The sequence below is a fragment of the Pareuzebyella sediminis genome, assembly GCF_008367235.1.
Lineage (GTDB): Bacteria > Bacteroidota > Bacteroidia > Flavobacteriales > Flavobacteriaceae > Pareuzebyella > Pareuzebyella sediminis.
In genome coordinates, this window is record NZ_VTZS01000002.1 from 259,098 (window position 1) to 279,356 (window position 20,259).

A 20,259-nucleotide genomic window follows, 5' to 3' on the forward strand; every position below is an offset into this window, starting at 1 on the left:
GAATCGATTTCATGTATTTTAAAATGATTTTATTTGATGGCCTCATCATTCCTAATAAGCTCAGAAACCTTGTCTTTGAACTAAAAAGTGAACACCGTTGATTTTACAAATGATTGCTCTAGGAGAGGTTTTTGAATGGATCTTTGCCCAGTACGAAGGTACGCCGCTTCATCTGGTGGCACTTGAGCTAATAGGGGTGTTTTTTGGTTTCTTAAGTGTGTGGTATTCGAAACGTGAGAATATTTTGGTCTTCCCTACCGGAATCATTAGTACTGGTATTTTCGTTTATATTTTACTTGTATTCGGACTTTTAGGTGACATGATGATCAATGCCTATTACTTTGCCATGAGTGTGTACGGTTGGTGGGTATGGACAAGGAAGGTAGATAAGGAACATTTCATACCCATAACCCGAACCGATTCAAGGGAAAAAAAATGGTCTGTAGCATTATTCTTGGGAACACTAGCCTTTGTGTGGTCGGTATACCTCATTTTTGACAAGTTCAATAATTGGACAGCCTATATCGATACTTTCACCACTGCTATTTTTTTTGTGGGGATGTGGCTTATGGCCAAAAAGAAACTCGAGAATTGGGTGTATTGGATCATCGGCGATGTCGTATCGGTCCCATTGTATCTGTATAAAGGCCTTATCTTTACCTCCTTACAATATTTTTTATTTACCATTATTGCCATCTATGGTTATCTCGCATGGAAGAAAAACTTGAACAAGAGCCCAGTGACGTTGTTAAAGTAGTTTTATTCGGTCCCGAATCCACGGGCAAGACCACATTGTCACAGCAATTGGCAGCACATTACCGTACGGTATGGGTTCCGGAGTATGCTCGGGAGTATCTTCAAAAAAAATGGAACGACCAGCGCACCACCTGTGAGCCCAAAGATCTTTTGCCCATTGCTGAGGGGCAAATAAGTTCGGAAAACGAACTCACCAAGAAAGCTAATAATTTACTCATTTGTGATACGGACTTATTGGAGACTAAGGTATATTCAGAAGCGTATTATGTGGGTCATTGTGATCCATTGATAGAAAGGTACGCTTTAAAGAATTCATATGACCTGTACCTTTTGACCTATATCGACATACCTTGGGTAGGCGACGACCTTCGTGACAAGCCAGATGAACGGGAGCGTATGTTTGAATATTTCAGAAGTACCTTGGAAAAATATCATAGGAATTTTGTTATATTGAAAGGGAATAAAAAAAAGCGGTTTACGACCGCTGTGAAGCATATTGATAAACTGTTATTTTGCAAATGATACTGACCGAAAAAGACTTGGAATTACTCGCTGAAAAAGGAATATCTGAAAAAAAAGTAAATGCACAAATAGAAACCTTTAAGGAAGGTATACCTTTTGTTGAGCTTGAAAAAGCCGTTACTGTAGGTGAAGGGATTTCAAAATTTACTCCAGAGGAAGAGCAACAACTCATTCAAATTTTTGATACTTCGCAGAGTGAGTTATCGTTGCTGAAGTTTGTGCCCGCTTCCGGTGCCGCATCGAGAATGTTCAAAGACCTTTTCAACTTTTTGGAAGCCTATGATCCTTCTTCGGAAAGCCTCGAAGACTATATTGAAAGAACAGGTGATTCCGCGATAAAGAAGTTTTCTGAGGGACTGACTGCTTTTCCTTTCTATAAAAAGGTAGCAAAGAGAATCACTGGAAAGGCAGATTCAAAAGATGAAGAGGTATATCTTTTTGTTAAGGAAATGATGGATGAAAATGCCTTAAACTTTGGATTTTATCCCAAAGGACTTTTACCCTTCCACGACTATGGAAAATATGCTGCAACTCCTTTCGAGGAGCATTTGAAAGAAGCCTCGGTGTACGCTAAGACCGGAGACACCGCGAATTTACACTTTACCATTTCCGAGCAGCATGGCCAAATGTTCAACGAAGAGTTCTCAAACATTAAGGAACGAGTGTCCACAGATACCCATACCTCTTTTAAGGTAAGTTATTCCTATCAAAAATCCTCTACTGATACCATAGCGGTGGATATGAAGAACGAGCCTTTTAGAAACGAAGATGGTTCGATACTTTTTAGGCCTGGTGGGCATGGGGCACTCATTGAGAACCTCAATGACCAGGATGCGCAAATCATTTTTATTAAGAATATAGATAATGTAACCGTACCCAGATTTGCCGATGAAGTTGCAAATAGCAAAAAAGTGCTGGCCGGGGTATTGCTGAAAGTACAGGAAAAGGCTTTCGCATTTGCAAAACAATTAGACGAAGGTGGCCTTACGACAGATCACTTAAGACAAATTAAAGAATTCTTGGAGGATGAGCTGAATGTTCGTTTTTCTAAAAATTTCGTTGGTTTCAGTGTAGGAGAGCAAATCGAGATATTAAAAGACAAAATAAATAGGCCGATCCGTATTTGTGGGATGGTTAAAAATGAAGGCGAGCCTGGGGGAGGTCCATTTTGGATCAAAGATGGCAATGGCAATATTTCACTGCAGATTATAGAGTCTGCTCAGATAGATATGAACGATAGGGCTCAGGCAGATATCCTTAAAAATGCCACTCATTTCAATCCCGTAGATTTGGTATGTGGAGTAAAGAACTATAAAGGTGAAAAGTATGACTTGATGGAATTTGTGGATACCAAACAAGGCTTCATTACCGGAAAGACGAAAGACGGAAAGGAATTAAAGGCTCTCGAACTGCCTGGCTTATGGAACGGGGCCATGGCTTTTTGGAACACACTTTTTGTTGAAGTGCCCTCATCGACCTTCAATCCGGTCAAAACCGTAAATGACTTACTTAGACCTGCCCATCAAGTGACGTCTAGTAATTAATAATGGTCTACTAACATAAGAATAGAACTCTTATAAGGCCGGTTGTGCGAAAAGTGTGTAACTTTTACACATAGACTACAGTTTTTTACACATACCTATACATTTTTCAGTAGCGCTTATATTGAATTAAATTACTGAAATTCAGGATATTATAATCAAATCATGCATTAATTCTTACTTGGCATCATTTTCCCACTATAGTTAACGATTATCAAAACAAATAGTAATCTAAAATAAAGGAAAATGAAAAATTTAATGTTTGCCGCAGTATTGTCTCTAGGAACAATGACTGCTTTTGCTCAAGAAGAAACAGCTATCGAAGAAACTGCTACAGAAGTTGTTGAAACGACTGAAGATGCTGCTGATCAAGTTCAAGATGGTTTTAACGAAGTTGCTGTTGAAGAAATTCCTGAGGCTATCACCGAGGCTTTAGAAGCAGCTCATCCAGGTGCTACAATTTCTAAAGCATACATGAACGAAGAAGCTCAATACAAATTGGAAGTTGCCAAAGAAGATGGTGAAACAGCTGAATTGTACGCTGATGCCGAAGGCAATTGGATTGATATGTAATTCTATTATGTGGCCGATTTGATTCGGCAACAAATAACTCCGTCAAGCCTTGGGTTCGACGGAGTTTTTTTATGCCTAAACCCCTAGGGAAAACTATTTTGATAGCAGCTCTAACGATTTCCTAGGGTAAGTGTAACCGAAGATAGTCCGTGGTGTCTAATGTCTCCCATCATGTTGAGATACCATCGTACGATTCTTATTTCTTCTTAAGGAATTGCCGGCTGGCAAGTGCTATTGTGGGATACCAGTATCATATCGGTGGTCTTTGTCGCACGGTAGGGCCCCCTAAGATGTCTGTTACCAATAGGGGCGTTCAAATTTATGTTCTTGTAAAGAGTAATAAGTTAGGGTAACCCATAGCGGTGTAGGAGTGCCATCTTTAGCTTGATAGCGATGCAATTCGTATATATTTTACACAATTTTGGAGTCCAACTACTCAAAATTACACAGTTTTTTAAGTGTAGAATCGATTCAATTTATTGATAGACAATGCCTTATATTTTTTTTGATTGTTTGGTACTATTATTTCTTTACTTGATATAGTATAATATTAAAAATTTAGAAGTCATGAAGAAAATATTTGTAACAGCAGTATTTGCTCTAGGTAGTTTGACAGCTTTTGCACAAGAGGAAGCCACATCGACCGTAGAAGAAAATGCAAGTGAGGCGATAGAGGCACAACAAGATGGTTTCGCCGAGGTATCTGCAGAGGAATTACCGGAAGCAGTTACTGCGGCCGTAGCTAAAAATTATCCAACAGCTTCTATTGATAAGGCTTATGTTAATGAAGATAAGCAATACAAACTGGAAGTTTCACTTGAAGACGGTACTTCTGGAACACTGTATGCAGACGAGAACGGTAACTGGATCGAAATGTAAATAACTTGAGTTATTTGTTTTGTATCAAGTTGGTTTGGTCAGAAAGGGGTTGTGTTTACACAGCCCCTTTCTTTTGTATGGAATTTTAAATAATAATACGATCTAGATTTTACTTTTATTTTGTGGGCAAAGGTCATAAGAACCAATTGAACTTTGACATAAAAAATGGTGCGGAGTTGTATTGGAGGATTTGAACTTGCGGTAAATAAATTTTGAACAGGCAGTAAAAGTATCTTGACCAGATGATCATCCTAGTTGAATCGCTCCGTATTTTGGCTGTCCTCTCACCACACTAAATTGGTGACAAGGAGGTTTCGTAACTGTGAAAATTTTACACGGTTTGGGGAACTTTACTCGTATCTACACAGTTCATAAATAAGCATATATTTTTAAATATCTGAAAATCAAACACTTGAATAATCATGCGTTTTTGGTATTATATTTTCAATGTATCTAGGGAAATTAATTAATAATTAAATTAAAACCAGAACATCATGAAAAAGTTATTTATCACAGCAGTTTTAGCATTAGGAAGTATGACAGCATTTGCTCAGGAAGAAGCAGCAACCGAAGCACAAGATACAGCAACTGAGGCTGTAGCTCAAGACGGCTTCAATGAAATCGCCGTTGAGGAAGTACCTGAAGCTATAACTACCATGATCGAGACCAATTATCCTGGCGCTACGATCAATAAAGCCCATAAAAACGAAGAGAATCATTACAAGGTTGAAGTTTCATTGGAAGATGGAACTACAGGAGCTCTTATCGTTGATGAAGAAGGTAATGCTATAGAGCAATAAGCTATAAATAGATGTACTGAATCGGGACATATACCGAATTTGTATAAAAAAGGGAGCCGCTATTTAGCGGCTCCCTTTCTTGTGTTTAAGGCAGTCAGCTACTCTTTTAAGATAATTTTTAAGTAGAAACAGCTTTCTTGTGGTATTTTTACGTATTACTTTTAGTAATGCAACGCTAGAACGCTTTTATGCCCAACCTTTTAATAATTGAAGACGATTCTGCTTTTTGTCAAATGCTGCAGAAGTTTTTGACAAAACGCAATTATGAAGTAATGGCTAGTTTCTCAGCTTCCGACGCACAGGAGAAGTTTAAAAACAACCATTTTGATGTTATACTGACTGATTTAAGATTGCCTGAATATGATGGCATTAAGCTATTGACCGACATAAAAACAGTTAGTCCGAAAACACAGGTTATTTTGATGACCGGCTATGCGGAGGTAGGTTCCGCGGTGAATGCCATGAAAAAAGGAGCTTTCGATTATATATCAAAACCTTTTACCCCGGATGAAATTGTTATGATCATCGAAAATGCATTGAAAGCCGAGGTTTCTTCACATTCCATTCAGAATGATAACAATACTACAAATCGTACCTCTCAGAAAGATACTAAAGCCGATAAAACGAACTCGGCCTATATTGTAAAGGGTACCAGCGAAGCATCCAAAAAGTTAGATGACTACATTAAGTTGGTGGCACCTACTGATATGTCCGTCTTGATCACAGGGGAAAGCGGTACTGGTAAAGAGGTGACTGCCAAGGCTATTCATGATAACAGTAAGCGTAAAGATTTCAATTTTATTGCGGTTGATTGTGGGGCCATACCGAAAGAATTGGCGACCAGTGAGTTTTTCGGTCATATCAAAGGTAGTTTTACCGGGGCCGTTGAAGATAAGATGGGCAACTTTGAGGCTGCCGATAAGGGCACCTTATTTTTGGATGAGGTCGGAAACCTGTCCTATGAGAATCAAATACAGTTGTTAAGGGCCCTTCAAGAGCGCAAGATAAAGCGCATCGGTAGCACAAAGGAAATTACGGTCGATGTACGAATTATTACTGCTACCAATGAAGATTTAAACAAAGCTGTAGAAAATGGTACCTTTCGCGAAGACCTATATCATAGGTTAAATGAGTTTTCCGTACAAATTCCTTCCCTAGAAGATCGATTTGAAGATTTGATGCTCTTTGCAGAAAATTTTTTGGATAAAGCGAACACAAGCCTAGATAAAAATATACAAGGGTTTACCAACGAGGTATGGGAAGCTTTTCGTCAATACCATTGGCCGGGAAATCTAAGAGAGTTACAGAATGTGATCAAAAGAGCGGTATTGTTGACCACTGGCGAAGAGGTTGAAATTCAGGCCTTACCAAGAGAAGTACTTCAGTCACGGGAAAAAGAGTCGGTCGCAGATAATTTCTCCAAATCGGAGTTCGAAAAAGACCAAATCATCAAAGCCCTAAAAAAAACCAATTTCAACAAATCAAAAGCGGCAAAGTTGCTTCAGGTTACCCGAAAAACACTTTATAACAGAATCAACCACTATAATTTAGACTTGTAGGCAAACGATTTTCCAATGCCGAAACGAGAGCTCGAACACTTTCCTTGAGCGCTTCCAAAGCCTTGACCAAATCATCTGGACCTAACGATTGAGGTGTCGCGATTTCCATGCGCTCCAATATTTCAACACAAACACCGGTTTTCAATTGACGATACATAGGTAGCATTCGATGTGCTACCTCATTCATTTGTTTATAATCTTTGTGGGATATGGCATTTTCCAATAGTGCCATATTGGAGTGGGTGTCGGACAAAAATGTTTGCAAGACCTCATGTATGGCTTCGTCGCTTTGTCCGAGAAATGAATAGATAATCTCAAGGCTGTATAGTGAAGATTCCGGATCTTTAATCTGTTGACCGGGTTCCTTGGCCCAGCCTTGGTCTGTAACGATACCCATCAATTTCAGCGTGGCTACGAGCTCCCCTTTTGAAAAAGGTTTCTGTAAAACTTGGGCAAAGCCCACACTGATATAGGCTTCTGGTCCAAGATCTCTACGCCCTGTCATCGCTACGATGGGTTGGTTTTTATAATGTTTATAATTACCCGACCGTAACTTCTTAAGCACTTCGAAACCGGTCACCTGTGGCATCTGAATGTCGGTAAGGACGATGTCGTATGCCAAATGGGAATCTCTTTCTATGGACAGGAAATTGGTATAGGTATGCACCGTAATACCCATACTTTCGGCTAATTCCCTTAGCATGTGCAACAGCGCCGTATCGTCGTCAATAATCAACATTCTCAATTTAGAAACCATATAAGGTGATTCTTGCGCCTTATTTAACTGTATTTCAGTAACTTCTAGAGGCAATTGGAGTGTGAAAGTACTGCCTTCGCCTAACTTACTCTGGAGGCTTAGATTTCCTTGGAGAAGCTCCGCGAGCTTTCTTGAGATGGTAAGCCCAAGACCATACCCGCCGAACTTTTTATCGGTATCTCTATCGGCTTGGGTGAATTCCTTGAAAATTAGATGCTGTTTTTCTCTGGCGATCCCAATACCGGTATCCGATACCGCAATTTTGGCGTGAAAGGTTTTGCCCTTTGCCCGTTCGAACGAAGCCACAACTTTAATAGTACCTTCTTCGGTGAATTTGAATGCATTTCCAATAAGATTCGTCAAAATTTGCCGTATCCTGAAGGGGTCTCCCAAAACAGTTTGCTCGAATTCGGGATCTACATCAAGTAGCAATTTTAAATTCTTATGGGCATTAAGTGCCTGAAGATTTTCAGCCGTTTCTTGAATGAGGTTTGCTGGTATAAAAGGAATGCGCTCGGTTTTTAACTTTCCTGCCTCTAATTTCGAGAAGTCGAGCAAATCGTTGACCAAGTTGCCTACATATTCTGAAGCAGACTTTACGTTTTTTATGTATCCCGATTGCTTCTTTGAGAGTTCCGTGCTCTCGAGAAGCTCTGAATAACCACTGATGGTATTCAAAGGAGTTCTTAAATCATGGCTTACCGTGGAAATCAATTGTTCGCGACTTTTTAAAAGAGATTCCGAGAATTTTTTCTCCTTTTCGAGTCTCATCCTATAGGTCTGTACTTTCCAGAAATCCCGGGTAATGAGAAAAGAAAAAAGTCCTACGATGGCAAAGCCCAAAAGGGCGGCCAGCCCTGCAATTCGTGTTGTTCTTCTCAGGGTTTCCCGCTTTTTGAGACTATTGTTATAACTACTTGCCAGTACCTCTCTTTCGAAGGCTGCAATAATATTTTGTAGTTGCTGTGAAAGCTCGAGGTCGTTTCTATTCATCTCAATCTCTTTTTGCGCAAGCGATCTTTGAGATCTGGAGTCTGCCAGTTGTGCCTTTCGCAACATTTCCTTAGAAACACTCAGAATTGAATCGACATAGTGCGCATTTTCGATGCCATCTGAATTTTTAGGGGAATTGGCACTGAAGAGCGCTGCTACCTCACGGAGAGATTCTTGTACTTTGGGAGAGGCCTGACTATAATTCGGGAAAAGGTTTTCGGCGGAAAATTTTCCCATAGATTCTTCAATTTTCTCGAATTCTTTGAGTGCGCGTTCCAGAAAATTATCCGGATTATTTTGCAGTTTAAGCTTTCTTAATTCCCGGTTGTTTTCAAGCTTTTGGTCTAACAGTAGTCCTAAGCTATCCAATAGGCCTTTTTGCTCCGAGCCCGACATTAATCCCCTTAATGTATCGATTTCCATTTGAATGGTATCGATTTTTAGGACGTAGGCATCATAATTTATCTGGCTTTCCCGCTGAAGTGCCAATTTCGAAAGGCTTTCGGCTTCGTAAATTTTGGTGAACAAAGTACTGGTCTTCAATAATTTCCTGTCATTGACATCTGCGGTTTCAGTAGAAACATAGGTTTTGATTTCGGTATAGACGAAATACCCTACCGCGGCTGCCAGAAAGGCTAAAATCATGTAACTGGCTATTATTTTGAGCGTGAACTTATTTTTAGACTGTGGTGATTCGTTTGTCATAAGACCCATCTGAGGAATATCTATTACTAAAAATACGTATATAAAGACGATAGGGTTGATAACGAATCGTTAATTATTACCCTACGTTCAGGGGACCGCTTTTTTTGAAGTAGGATTATGATATGTAAAATGCCGCACTTATCTTTGTGGCATCTCAAAGGGGTGCTTTTTGTTTTAAATACTCTTGGGCTTACATTTCTCATTCGATATTCCGAATTTGGAACACCAAGTGAATCTATTTAAAATTCAAAAGGCTGAGATTATACCCAATGAACCTGGGCGGGTAATGCCGCCAAGGGATCGCACCAAAGGTGTTACTTGGAATATCTATCGTCCTTAATTGGGCAAAAATCATTTTTAACTTAGAATAATGGCCCCTTTTATTCGTAAAATTTTTTTACGGATGATACCGCTCTATTCAAAATTCAAATTCAGATGGCCCCCAAAGTTGGGCGATTACATGCAATCGGTCAAAAAAGACCAAAAAAAATACTTAAGGAATCTTTTAAACTATATTGTTTTTTTCTTTTTACTTTCGAACGGGCTGTTGGCCCAAAATCATGCGACGGAGGAAGACACTATTGAAGGAACAAAAGTTGTTCTTGATGAGGTACTGGTGCAAGCCGTACGGGTTACAAACGAGTCTCCTGTGACGTTCTCAAATTTGACCAAGGAAGAAATAGCCCCCCGCAACTTAGGGCAGGATATTCCCATATTAATGAACTATTTACCATCAGTAGTCACCACATCGGATGCCGGGGCCGGCATCGGATATACCGGTATTCGGGTAAGGGGAAGCGATAATACCAGGGTGAATGTGACCATCAACGGTATTCCATACAACGACGCAGAGTCTCAAGGAACATTTTGGGTGAATATGCCTGATTTTGCATCTTCGACCCAAAGCCTACAATTGCAAAGGGGGGTAGGTACTTCGACCAATGGTGCGGCAGCTTTTGGGGCGAGTTTGAATCTGTTGACCGACGCCGTTTCAGAAGATGCCTATGCACAAATTTCCTCATCGGTCGGAAGTTTTAATACCCTGCGCAGCAATTTCAAGTTCAGTACGGGCCTCATTAACGATCATTTCGAATTTTCAGGACGATTGTCAAAAATAGATTCTGACGGATATATAGACCGGGCTTCCTCGAGATTGAATTCCTATTTTTTACAAAGTGCTTATAAAGATGACAACACTTTGATAAAAGCCTTGCTCTTTGGAGGTCATGAGGTTACCTACCAAGCATGGTACGGTACTCCCAAGGCACGTTTGGAGAACGATACCGAGGGTATAGCACAGTTTATTATAGAAAACGGCCTTTCGGTAGAAGAGGCCGAAAATCTCAGAAATTCAGATCGTAGGTACAACTATTATACCTATGAGAACGAGGTGGACGATTATAAGCAAGATCACTTTCAACTGCACTGGAACGAGGGTTGGTCATCTAATTGGAGCACCAACATAGCCCTACATTATACGCATGGCCGTGGATTTTTTGAACAGTATCGTGAAGAAGATGATTTTTCCACGTACGCTTTTGAACCCTTGATGGTGAACGGTGAAGAGGTCAACACCACGGATTTAATCCGACGTAGATGGCTCGTTAACGACTTTTACGGAACGGTGTTTTCGGCAAATTACGAAAACGAAAAGGTCGACTTTATTTTCGGAGGCGGATGGAACAACTATGACGGTGCACATTATGGAGAGGTCATTTGGGCCCGCTTCGCATCAGATAGTGAAATTCGAGATAAGTATTACGACAACGATTCTAAAAAGACGGACTTAAACCTGTATGCCAAAATGAATTATGATCTGGATGGACAATGGAAGCTCTACGGAGATGTGCAATATCGTAAAGTGGGCTATTCGGCGAACGGGGAAGAAACGGGAATGGTAGATGATACGTTCAATTTTTTCAATCCCAAAGCAGGAGTTACATTTGATTTAAATCGGAATAATAACTTCTATTTTTCATATGCAAGGGCCAATCGTGAACCCAATAGAAACGACTATGAGAACGGGAGCCCCAAGCCCGAAAAGCTGAACGATTTTGAACTGGGCTGGCGATACGTTTCTCCAGATGTACAGATAAACACCAATGTATATTATATGAGATATAAGGATCAATTGGTACTCACTGGTGAACTTAATGATGTCGGCGCACCGTTGCGGGCCAATGTCGGGGATAGTTACCGTTTGGGTCTCGAGGTCGATGCGAAGATTGCGTTAGGAAAAAAGTTTGTACTCCAACCCAACGTCGCCATAAGCGATAACAGAAATCTCGATTTCTTTTTCCAACGTGATGGTATGCTCCAAGATTTAGGAAATACCAAAATCGCCTATTCACCAAGTGTCGTAGCGGGCAATCGAATAGCCTATGTTCCTAATGAGGATCTACAAGTGGCTTTTTTGACCAAATATGTGGGCAAGCAATATATGGGTAATATCGATGCGTCGAGTTCTGTGTTGGACGGATACTCGCAGACCGATTTCAATGTACAGTATGCGATGGATACGCACGGTTTTGTAAAACAAATTGTGCTTTCGGGATTAGTAAATAATTTGTTCAATGCAGATATTGTCTCGAATGGCTATTTTTACACGTATGAAGATACCTGGAGTAATCCTTCGCTAGTAACAACTATTGAAGGGGCCGGTTATTATCCTCAGGCAGGAATCCATTTTTTGTTGGGTGCTAGCGTACAATTTTAAAATACTAACTTTATACGCCATTTGCGGCAAGTGTTGTGCTGGCATGAGTGCGCCAAAAACGTTGATAAGTATTGAAATTCATTCATATGGAGAAAAATAACCAAAAACCGATGCGCTGGGGCATTATTGGCTGTGGCGACGTTACCGAAGTTAAGAGTGGGCCGCCCTATCAAAAAACCGAGGGTTTTGAACTTACGGCCGTCATGCGGCGTAATAAAGATAAGGCGCAAGACTATGCACGACGCCACGGGGTGCCCAAGTATTATACCGATGCCGATGCGTTGATTGAAGATCCAGATATTGATGCGGTCTATATTGCGACGCCACCGGACAGCCATATGAGTTATGCCCTAAAGGTAGCGGCGGCTAAAAAACCATGCTGTGTAGAAAAACCGATGGCTCCGAGTTATGCCGAAGCTAAGGCGATTTTTGAAGCTTTTGATAAAGCCGATATACCTCTTTTCGTAGCGTACTATCGTCGTTCCCTTCCGCGATTTTGGAAGATACGGGAATGGCTTGAAAAGGGTGAGATCGGAAAAATTCGACATATTCGTTGGTTTTTGGGCAAGCCGCCAAATGATATTGATTCAAGTGGCAATTATAACTGGAGAACCGATGCAAAAGTGGCCCCAGGTGGATATTTCGATGATTTGGCCAGTCATGGACTCGATCTCTTTGCCTACTTACTGGGTAATTTCGAGAAAGTCGACGGTATTTCCTTGAACCAACAGGGCCTGTATTCCGCAAAAGATGCCTTTACGGCAAGTTGGCTCCATAGCGGAGGCATCACAGGCACGGGCACTTGGAATTTTGGGTGCCACCATCAGGAAGATAAAGTCGAAATATTCGGGAGTGAAGGCAAGATTGAATTTTCGATTTTTGAAGACCTTGAAGTTACCTTGAAGAATGGTAGTGGAGAGCAGAACCTGTTTATAGCTCATCCAAAGCATGTGCAAGAATTCCATGTCGAAAGCCTTAAAAAACACCTCTTGGATAACGAAGAGCACCCATCAACGGGTAAAACGGCATTACATACCAGTTGGGTGATGGATAGAATTCTAGGGGCTATTTAATGCAATTTGGAGCTTTTTTTTGGTCTTTTTTCGGGCAGGGCCATCCTTTCATTGAACGGATGATAACCATATGATCGAAGCAATTCAGGTGCCTCAAATACCCGTTTATACCCTCCACCAAGTACAGTTCGACCTTTTAAATTCATGTTTGAAAACTGCCCCGCCCTTTTTTAATTGGTAACTACAACAATAGTTCCATTTTGGGAAGCTCGATATTCGAGCAAATCATAATACCGATTACCATCGTCTGGACGGTTCAGTAATTGACCCGTAAAAAGACTGTATTCATAATCCTCACAAGAACAAGTTACCGTTTGCCCGTTGAGAGTCATTGTAGAACAATCGTTGGGGATATGGTTAGGACAACTGGCTTCAAAGGCCCGATACTGATCAAAATTTGATTTTATAACGAAAGCGCCACGAATGCCAACACTGGGATTGTCTATATAAACGGCGTTCCCGAGATTGGTCAAGGGACTGTAAAGCGGTAAATTGAGGTTGATATCAAATCGAAATCCGATTTCCTGTAGAAACGGGTTTCGATCCCCACGACTGTTATCGCAGGAGATAAAAACAAGGAACAAGCAGAAACTTAGAACACGGAGCATAGAACCCTTCGCATTTAGATGATGCCCGACAAAATTGAACAAAAAATATGTATATTTGCGTTAAATCCTCTCTAAAAAGCCGTATTTATTTTGGTCTTTGTAGAGGATTTTCCTATTTATTAAACATGGAAGTTATGAGTAAAGTATCATATTACACGGCTGAAGGATTAAAAAAGTTAAGGGACGAACTAAATCATTTAAAAGATGTGGAGCGACCTAAAGCTTCCCAAGCCATAGCTGAGGCCAGAGATAAGGGCGATTTGTCTGAAAACGCGGAGTACGATGCCGCTAAAGAAGCCCAAGGCCTATTGGAGATGAAAATATCAAAAATGGAAGAGACCCTTGCCAACGCACGGCTTATTGACGAATCTCAATTAGATACTTCAAAAGTCTTGGTTTTATCGACAGTGAAGCTGAAGAACCAGAATAATGGTATGGAAGTAAAGTATACTTTGGTCGCCGAAAGTGAAGCAAATTTGAAAGCGGGTAAAATTTCGGTGAGCTCGCCGATAGGTAAAGGACTTCTTGGAAAAAAAGTAGGTGACACGGCCGAAATCACCGTGCCCAATGGAACCTTGAAATTCGATATTCTTGAAATAACAAGAAACTAGTGCGGTATCCCTTAATGGCTTAACATGTTGTTGGACCTTACACTGTAAAAGTATAACCTGATTTTGGTAGCTATGGCAAGTATCTTTACGAAAATAATAAATGGTGACCTTCCCTGCTACAAAATAGCGGAAGACGACAGGTTCTTTGCTTTCTTGGATATCAATCCGAACGCAAAGGGGCATACTTTATGCGTTCCAAAGAAAGAGGTCGATAAGATTACGGATTTGGACGAGGCGACCTATATGGGCCTGATGGCCTTTTCCCGAAAAATCGCTTTGGCATTAGAATCGACTTTAGATTGTAAAAGGGTCGGCTTGACCGTTATAGGTTTAGAGGTACCCCACGTACATGTACACCTCATTCCTTTGAACAGTATGAAGGAGGCCACTTTTCAACATAAGGCCGCGTTCACAGAAGCCGAATTTGAGTCGACCGCAAAGGCGATTAGGGCTAAAATTGCGTAGTACTTTGTAGTGCGATGTAAACTCCCACGGCTACTACGGCAACAAGTACCAATACCAGTATCCAGAACAATGAAGTGAATTTTAAGGAGCCCCTTTTAGGGGTAGCCATCTTTTGGTAGTATTTGAAACTTCGTTCGATATCATCGGTCCAGCTTACAGGATAGATAGTCGTACCACATCTGTTGCATACCATTTTGTGCGTAATTTCGTTGGTGGTTTTATGAAACAGTTTGCCGTATCGGTGTTTTTGATAAAAGGAAAGCTTCAAACCTTGGTTAAAACATTCAGGGCAATTGTTAGTTAGTTCGGTCTCCTTCAAGACCTCCAGTTTTTCTTTTGCCATTTTTGTCGAATATAGTATCGTTGCATCGGTAATGTAAGAAATGTAATGTAAAATAGGTAATATTCAACTTTAAACTTGATCTAAGACCTTCAAAGATACCTGCATTATCGTACCGTTTTTGTTCGATGAGAGCACTTTTATTTTACCGTTGTGGTATTCTTCAACAATACGTTTTACGAGTGAAAGGCCCAAACCCCATCCTCTTTTTTTTGAGGTGAAACCTGGACTGAAAATCGTTTGGAAATCGCTTTTTGGTATACCGTGGCCCGAATCGGAGACCTGAATATGCACATATTTACCATCAGATAATATAGAGATACCGATATTGCCCTTTCCTTTCATCGCATCTATTCCATTTTTAACCAAGTTTTCTATGGTCCAGTGATATAACGAATGATTTAATAAGACCATCGTGCTTGTTGCCTTTGATTCGAAATCAAAGTGAATAAGTTTTGAACTTCTTACCTTGAGGTATTCAAAGGCTTCCTTGGTTTCAGAAACAATGTCATGCCGCTCCAGAACGGGTGAGGAACCAATTTTTGAGAACCTTTCCGTAATGGTTTCCAAACGTGAAATATCCTTTTCGATTTCGCGGGTAATTTCCGGATTAATGCTTTCGGTCTTTAAAAGTTCGTTCCATCCCAACAATGAAGAAAGGGGGGTGCCTATCTGATGGGCGGTTTCTTTGGCCATACCTGCCCATAGCTTGTTTTGTTCCGAGGCTTTGTTGGTTTTAAAGAAGAAAAAAAGAACCGCCCCGAAAAGAAAAATAATCAATAATAAGGCTATCGGATAGTATTTCAGTTTGTTCAAGACCTCTGAATTGCCGTAATAAAGTGTGGCGAGATGCTCTCCCTGTTGGTCGATTGAAATGGGGGTGTTCTCGTTTTGAAACTTTTTTATTTTGCGTTGAATATAGAGCGAGTCCTCGACCTTGGCACTTGACATGTTGTTGGTTCTCACCGAACCGTCTTTATTGACCAAGATCATAGGGGTCGAGGTATTGTTCTGAAAAACCTTAAGGTGTAGATTGCCCAGATCGGTATCTTCCGATGATTGCTGAAATTCGGATTGGGCCGTCGCCCAAATCTCCATCTTTAATCGCTCTTCTTCCTTGAATTTCCTGAAAAAACTATTGGTATTCCACAAAATTAGGCTCACGATAACGAACGAAGCTATCAGCAATATGAGATTTGAAGTTTTTCTTTTCGGATTGAAATCCATCCAGTATATATACTTTATAGCCTTTTAAGCTGCCTTACGACAACCTGATGACGGTCTCTTATCAAAGATAACGCAAAAGGCACGAAATTGGTACGTGCTATAAGTGGCAAACATCTATTAAGAATCATGAATTCACTATCTTTAAATACGCTTGGGAAAACGATCTCGCGCAACCCTGTCGCCTAAAGAAATCGCCAGTATAATTTGACTTTTAGCAGAACAAGGCGAAGGAATACTTGAACAGAATAAGGTGCTTTCTGTTGGGAAGGTATTACGAGTTAAATCTAATTAAATGAAACGGATACAATTATTCGAGTTTGAAGATTTCAGTTGGTTTCCTAGCGGTTTGCGCAACGGCATGACCAATCTCATTGCGGTACTGCACCGAATGATGGGCATAAGTGAAGTATTGGCCGATTGTATCGGAGAAGTGCTTCAGGAACAACAGGTATCTAGAATCGTTGACCTTGGCTCGGGCTCGGGTGGGCCCATGCCCGAGGTGCTAAAAATAATCCATGAAAAAAAAGAATTGGAAAATGTGGAATTGCTGTTGACTGATCTTTATCCAAATCCGCAGGCCATTAAAAAATTCGATCGAAGTGAAGGGGATAAAATATCTTATAGCGAATCACCTGTCAATGCCAAGGACTTGAAAAACGCACCAGACGGACTTTTGACCATGATTAATAGTTTTCATCATATGCGCCCAAAGGAGGCTCGTGAAATATTGGCTTCGGCCACTGAAAGGGGCCAGTCAATCTTGATTTACGAAATGGTTGAAAATAAAATGCCCTTATTTCTATGGTGGTTATTGTTGCCCCTTAGTTTAACAATATTGATCATTATGGTGTTCTTCATGACTCCTTTTGTAAAACCCTTGACATGGCGCCAGATATTTTTTACATATCTACTACCGGTTATCCCGATATGTTATGCGTGGGATGGGCAGGCTTCTATGCCCAGAATTTATGCATTAAAAGACATCGATCTGTTACTGGAAGGGCTGCCAACTGACAAGTATGTTTGGGAGCAGGGTTATCCCTTGAAGAAAAATGGGAAAAAACTTGGAACCTATTTAAAAGGGACACCACTGAAGCAGAATTTTTCAGGGTCTTAACCTATTTAGAGACCGTTTTTATGGAAGAAACGAAAATCATCGGCGGTTCATAACCTCCCAATATCCTTGATAACTTTTTTGGTTTTTTTAGGTTGATTATGTGATTAGCCCTATTTTTATGAACTTGATAATATAAAGAACAGCGAATATTTTAAGACATGGAAGTACAGGGAAAGATTAAAATGATTGGAGAGACCCAGACCTTTGGGAATAATGGATTTAGAAAGAGAGAAGTAGTGGTTACTACCGAAGAGCAATACCCCCAGCACTTGGCTATCGAGTTCGTACAAGATAAGACGGACTTGTTGAACAATTACCAGGTAGGGCAGAACGTGAAGATCAGTATCAATCTCCGCGGACGTGAATGGACAAATCCACAAGGTGAGGTCAAATACTTTAATTCGATACAAGGGTGGCGAATAGAAGACTTACAGCCTGAATCAAGTACGGACGGTATGCCGCCTGTACCACCCGTAGAAGCGTTTGAACCCGCAGATAATTTGAATGAGGAAGACCATGATGACCTTCCTTTTTAAGGTACCCTTTTACCCGTAGCTTTTTAGTCAGGATTAATAAAGCGAAAGGGCACTTTGTAAAAATACCGACCTATTGGGTTTTCGAATCCGATAGGTTTTTTGTTTTTTTACTACTTTTCAAATAATGATGTTAGCAGATAAAATAGAGAACGTTTTTAGAAAGTATCTGCCATCGCCTTTTGCCATTGCCATATTATTAACGCTTCTTACTATGGTTTTGGCTTTGGTGTTCACCGCAAATACAACCGACAATAACCATTTTGTAACCATATTGACCTACTGGGAAAGCGGTATTTGGAACAATGACCTGTTGGTTTTTGCGTATCAAATGATGTTGATATTGGTGCTCGGCCATATATTGGTGTTGAGCAAACCGATCGAATTGCTTATTTTGAAATTGGTTCAAAGTGTTAAAAATGGGGCAGGAGCGGCTTTATTGGTAGCGTTTTCAACCATGTTGGTAGCTTTTTTTAACTGGGGCCTTGGCCTCATTTTTGGAGCCTTGTTAGCTCGAAAGGTAGGGGAATATGCCCAAGAGCAGAATATACCGATAAATTATCCCCTTATAGGTGCGTGCGGATATTTAGGGCTTATGGTATGGCATGGGGGCATAAGTGGTTCGGCCCCGTTAAAAGTCTCCGAGTCGGGCCACGTTAAAAGCTTGATGCGAGATGTGATCAAACAGGATGCCCTCGAATCTTTGCCCAATACCATTTCCACGGCCGAAACCGTTTTCAGTAGTTCTAATCTAATAGTCTTTATACTTGTAATCGGAGTGCTTTCCTTTTTGGCCTTTCAGTTGGGGAAGCGTACCAAATCAACGTATACACGATTGTCAACCTATACATTTGTAGCACCATCGAAAGGTCCGCTCAAGGGGGCGGAGCGGCTAGATCGTTCTCTGTGGTTTGCCTTGGGTTTCGGTGTTTTGATATTGGGTGCGTTTGTAACACAATATTCAACGCTTTTCAAAACCTTGACAATAACCCCGAATATGCTTAATCTCTTTATGTTTGCCCTCGCACTTATTATGCATGGTAATATTCGGAGGTTCTTAAGTGCCCTTCAAGAGGCGATAGGGGATACAGCAGGTATTTTGATTCAGTTTCCCTTGTATTTCGGTATTATGGGGATTATGGTGAATAGTGGCATGATCGATACCATTTCCAGCTTTTTCGTCTCGATTTCGACCCAGACAACCTTACCAATCTATACATTTTTCAGTGCAGGTATTATAAATATCTTTATTCCTAGTGGAGGCGGTCAATGGGCAGTACAGGGGCCTTTGATCTTGAATTCGGCCTTGCAGTTGAATGTTCCTCTCGGTAAGGCGGTAATAGCGTTGGCTTATGGAGATCAGGTTACCAATATGTTACAGCCTTTTTGGGCATTACCACTTTTGGGTATTACAAAACTGAAGGCGAAAGAGATTTTACCTTATTCCCTTATCTTTATGATCGCCGGGTCACTGATCTATATTAGTGGCCTCGTCTTGTCTTAGTGGATGTACTCATTGATCGGTCCTTTCAGGAACAATAGGTTTATGATGTTCTTGAAGGGAAGGGCTTCACCCAAGATGAGTTGGAATAGTTTCCTAAGATTTGGTATTTTGAATTTAAATTTGATCGGAATGTCAAACCATTCTTCAAACCAAACCGTTTTTTTAATAGGTGAATCCCTAGAATTTCCTCCGGTTACAAGAGCAAATCCCGAAGGTCTTTTGGCCGTAGGTGGTGACCTTTCCGCCGAAAGGCTTTTACTGGCCTATCAAAATGGAATTTTCCCCTGGTTCAATAACGACTCCTTGATTCTCTGGTGGAGTCCTCCTATGAGAATGGTGCTATATCCAAAGAAAGTGAAGATTTCAAAAAGTATGCTCAAAGTAATTAGAAATGAACGCTTCGCACTGACTAAAAATGTTTGTTTTGAACAGGTGATACGTGCCTGTTCTATAATTAAAAGAACCGGGCAAGAAGGAACTTGGATTACCGAGGGCATGAAAAACGCCTATTTGAAATTGCATCAACTTGGGTGGGCCAAATCTTATGAGGTTTGGGAAGGCGAGACCTTGGTCGGTGGTTTGTACGGGTTTGATTTGGGGCATGTTTTCTGCGGCGAGAGTATGTTCAGTACCGTTAGCAATGCTTCAAAATTTGCTTTCATCAAGTTGGCTCAAGAACTTGAAAGAAGACAATATGCTATCATTGATTGTCAATTGCATACCCCTCATTTAGCAAGTTTAGGGGCTGAAGAAATACCGCGGGGTGAATTTATGGATATATTAAAGGCTCAAAAAGAGTGAAGTAAGTCGTCTTCTTCCATAATTCTCAGTTTATTTTTCATGTCATTTCTAAAACCTTTCTGAAACGATCTTGTTTCCACAAAGAGAAAGTTTGGGCGAGACTGATTTGAAGCTTTAAAAAATGTGGGATATGAAGGGTTTTCTCTGAAAGTTTGAACTTTTATAGAGGGAGCTGCGTC

The 20,259-nt window shown here is 40.7% G+C and carries 19 protein-coding genes; 15 read left to right on the forward strand and 4 right to left on the reverse strand.

From position 1 onward, the window contains the following. Positions 1–109: 109 nt before the first annotated feature. The 7 genes from pnuC to F2B13_RS07845 all read left to right on the forward strand — a co-directional run bounded on the left by pnuC (position 110) and on the right by F2B13_RS07845 (position 6,630). Positions 110–757, forward strand: a complete 648-nt coding sequence (pnuC, locus tag F2B13_RS07815; protein ID WP_149275424.1) for a nicotinamide riboside transporter PnuC — start codon at positions 110–112, stop codon at positions 755–757. After that, entirely contained in the window at positions 712–1,278 is a 567-nt protein-coding gene (locus F2B13_RS07820) for an AAA family ATPase (RefSeq protein ID WP_149274523.1), read from the forward strand. The genes pnuC and F2B13_RS07820 overlap by 46 nt, the downstream gene beginning before the upstream one ends. Next, a complete protein-coding gene (locus F2B13_RS07825) occupies positions 1,275–2,822 on the forward strand; it encodes a DUF4301 family protein (protein ID WP_149274524.1) in 1,548 nt (515 codons plus the stop codon). The genes F2B13_RS07820 and F2B13_RS07825 overlap by 4 nt, the downstream gene beginning before the upstream one ends. 243 nt (positions 2,823–3,065) lie before the next feature. Next, a complete protein-coding gene (locus F2B13_RS07830) occupies positions 3,066–3,392 on the forward strand; it encodes a hypothetical protein (RefSeq protein ID WP_149274525.1) in 327 nt (108 codons plus the stop codon). A gap of 567 nt (positions 3,393–3,959) precedes the next feature. Beyond that, entirely contained in the window at positions 3,960–4,271 is a 312-nt protein-coding gene (locus F2B13_RS07835) for a hypothetical protein (RefSeq protein ID WP_149274526.1), read from the forward strand. Between the two features lie 494 nt (positions 4,272–4,765). Next, positions 4,766–5,071, forward strand: a complete 306-nt coding sequence (locus tag F2B13_RS07840; protein ID WP_149274527.1) for a hypothetical protein — start codon at positions 4,766–4,768, stop codon at positions 5,069–5,071. Between the two features lie 188 nt (positions 5,072–5,259). After that, complete coding sequence (locus F2B13_RS07845; protein ID WP_149303945.1) at positions 5,260–6,630, forward strand: sigma-54-dependent transcriptional regulator; 1,371 nt, start codon at positions 5,260–5,262, stop codon at positions 6,628–6,630. Here F2B13_RS07845 and F2B13_RS07850 read toward each other — a convergent pair. Next, complete coding sequence (locus F2B13_RS07850; protein WP_198439721.1) at positions 6,605–9,085, reverse strand: hybrid sensor histidine kinase/response regulator; 2,481 nt, start codon at positions 9,083–9,085, stop codon at positions 6,605–6,607. The two genes, F2B13_RS07845 and F2B13_RS07850, sit on opposite strands and share 26 nt — an antisense overlap. 403 nt (positions 9,086–9,488) lie before the next feature. On the opposite strand from F2B13_RS07850, the gene F2B13_RS07855 reads away from it, so the two are divergent. Further along, positions 9,489–11,801 carry a TonB-dependent receptor gene (locus tag F2B13_RS07855; RefSeq protein ID WP_232625202.1) on the forward strand — a complete coding sequence of 771 codons (2,313 nt, stop codon included), beginning with the start codon at positions 9,489–9,491 and terminating at the stop codon, positions 11,799–11,801. A gap of 86 nt (positions 11,802–11,887) precedes the next feature. Continuing rightward, positions 11,888–12,874, forward strand: a complete 987-nt coding sequence (locus tag F2B13_RS07860) for a Gfo/Idh/MocA family protein (RefSeq protein ID WP_149303946.1) — start codon at positions 11,888–11,890, stop codon at positions 12,872–12,874. 170 nt (positions 12,875–13,044) lie between these two features. On the opposite strand, the gene F2B13_RS07865 is transcribed toward F2B13_RS07860, so the two are convergent. Continuing rightward, on the reverse strand, positions 13,045–13,482 hold the full coding sequence (locus F2B13_RS07865; protein WP_198439722.1) for a Rieske (2Fe-2S) protein: 438 nt from the start codon (positions 13,480–13,482) through the stop codon (positions 13,045–13,047). A gap of 134 nt (positions 13,483–13,616) precedes the next feature. Between F2B13_RS07865 and greA the strand changes: the two genes are divergently transcribed. Together greA and F2B13_RS07875 are read left to right on the forward strand one after the other, a co-directional pair. Beyond that, positions 13,617–14,093 (forward strand): transcription elongation factor GreA, encoded by a 477-nt coding sequence (greA, locus tag F2B13_RS07870; protein WP_149274531.1) that lies wholly within the window; start codon positions 13,617–13,619, stop codon positions 14,091–14,093. 72 nt (positions 14,094–14,165) lie between these two features. Next, complete coding sequence (locus F2B13_RS07875; RefSeq protein WP_149303947.1) at positions 14,166–14,558, forward strand: HIT family protein; 393 nt, start codon at positions 14,166–14,168, stop codon at positions 14,556–14,558. On the opposite strand, the gene F2B13_RS07880 is transcribed toward F2B13_RS07875, so the two are convergent. Together F2B13_RS07880 and F2B13_RS07885 are read right to left on the reverse strand one after the other, a co-directional pair. Continuing rightward, a complete protein-coding gene (locus tag F2B13_RS07880) occupies positions 14,545–14,901 on the reverse strand; it encodes a hypothetical protein (protein ID WP_149303948.1) in 357 nt (118 codons plus the stop codon). The genes F2B13_RS07875 and F2B13_RS07880 overlap by 14 nt on opposite strands. A gap of 69 nt (positions 14,902–14,970) precedes the next feature. Further along, a complete protein-coding gene (locus F2B13_RS07885) occupies positions 14,971–16,125 on the reverse strand; it encodes a sensor histidine kinase (protein ID WP_149303949.1) in 1,155 nt (384 codons plus the stop codon). A 292-nt stretch (positions 16,126–16,417) separates the two neighbouring features. On the opposite strand from F2B13_RS07885, the gene F2B13_RS07890 reads away from it, so the two are divergent. The 4 genes from F2B13_RS07890 to aat all read left to right on the forward strand — a co-directional run bounded on the left by F2B13_RS07890 (position 16,418) and on the right by aat (position 20,080). Next, on the forward strand, positions 16,418–17,242 hold the full coding sequence (locus F2B13_RS07890; protein WP_149303950.1) for a hypothetical protein: 825 nt from the start codon (positions 16,418–16,420) through the stop codon (positions 17,240–17,242). 158 nt (positions 17,243–17,400) lie between these two features. After that, on the forward strand, positions 17,401–17,778 hold the full coding sequence (locus tag F2B13_RS07895; protein ID WP_149303951.1) for a DUF3127 domain-containing protein: 378 nt from the start codon (positions 17,401–17,403) through the stop codon (positions 17,776–17,778). 124 nt (positions 17,779–17,902) lie between these two features. Then, on the forward strand, positions 17,903–19,279 hold the full coding sequence (locus tag F2B13_RS07900) for a short-chain fatty acid transporter (RefSeq protein ID WP_149303952.1): 1,377 nt from the start codon (positions 17,903–17,905) through the stop codon (positions 19,277–19,279). Between the two features lie 129 nt (positions 19,280–19,408). Further along, positions 19,409–20,080: a leucyl/phenylalanyl-tRNA--protein transferase gene (gene aat, locus F2B13_RS07905; RefSeq protein ID WP_149303953.1), complete on the forward strand. Its 672-nt coding sequence runs from the start codon at positions 19,409–19,411 to the stop codon at positions 20,078–20,080. Positions 20,081–20,259 lie beyond the last annotated feature (179 nt).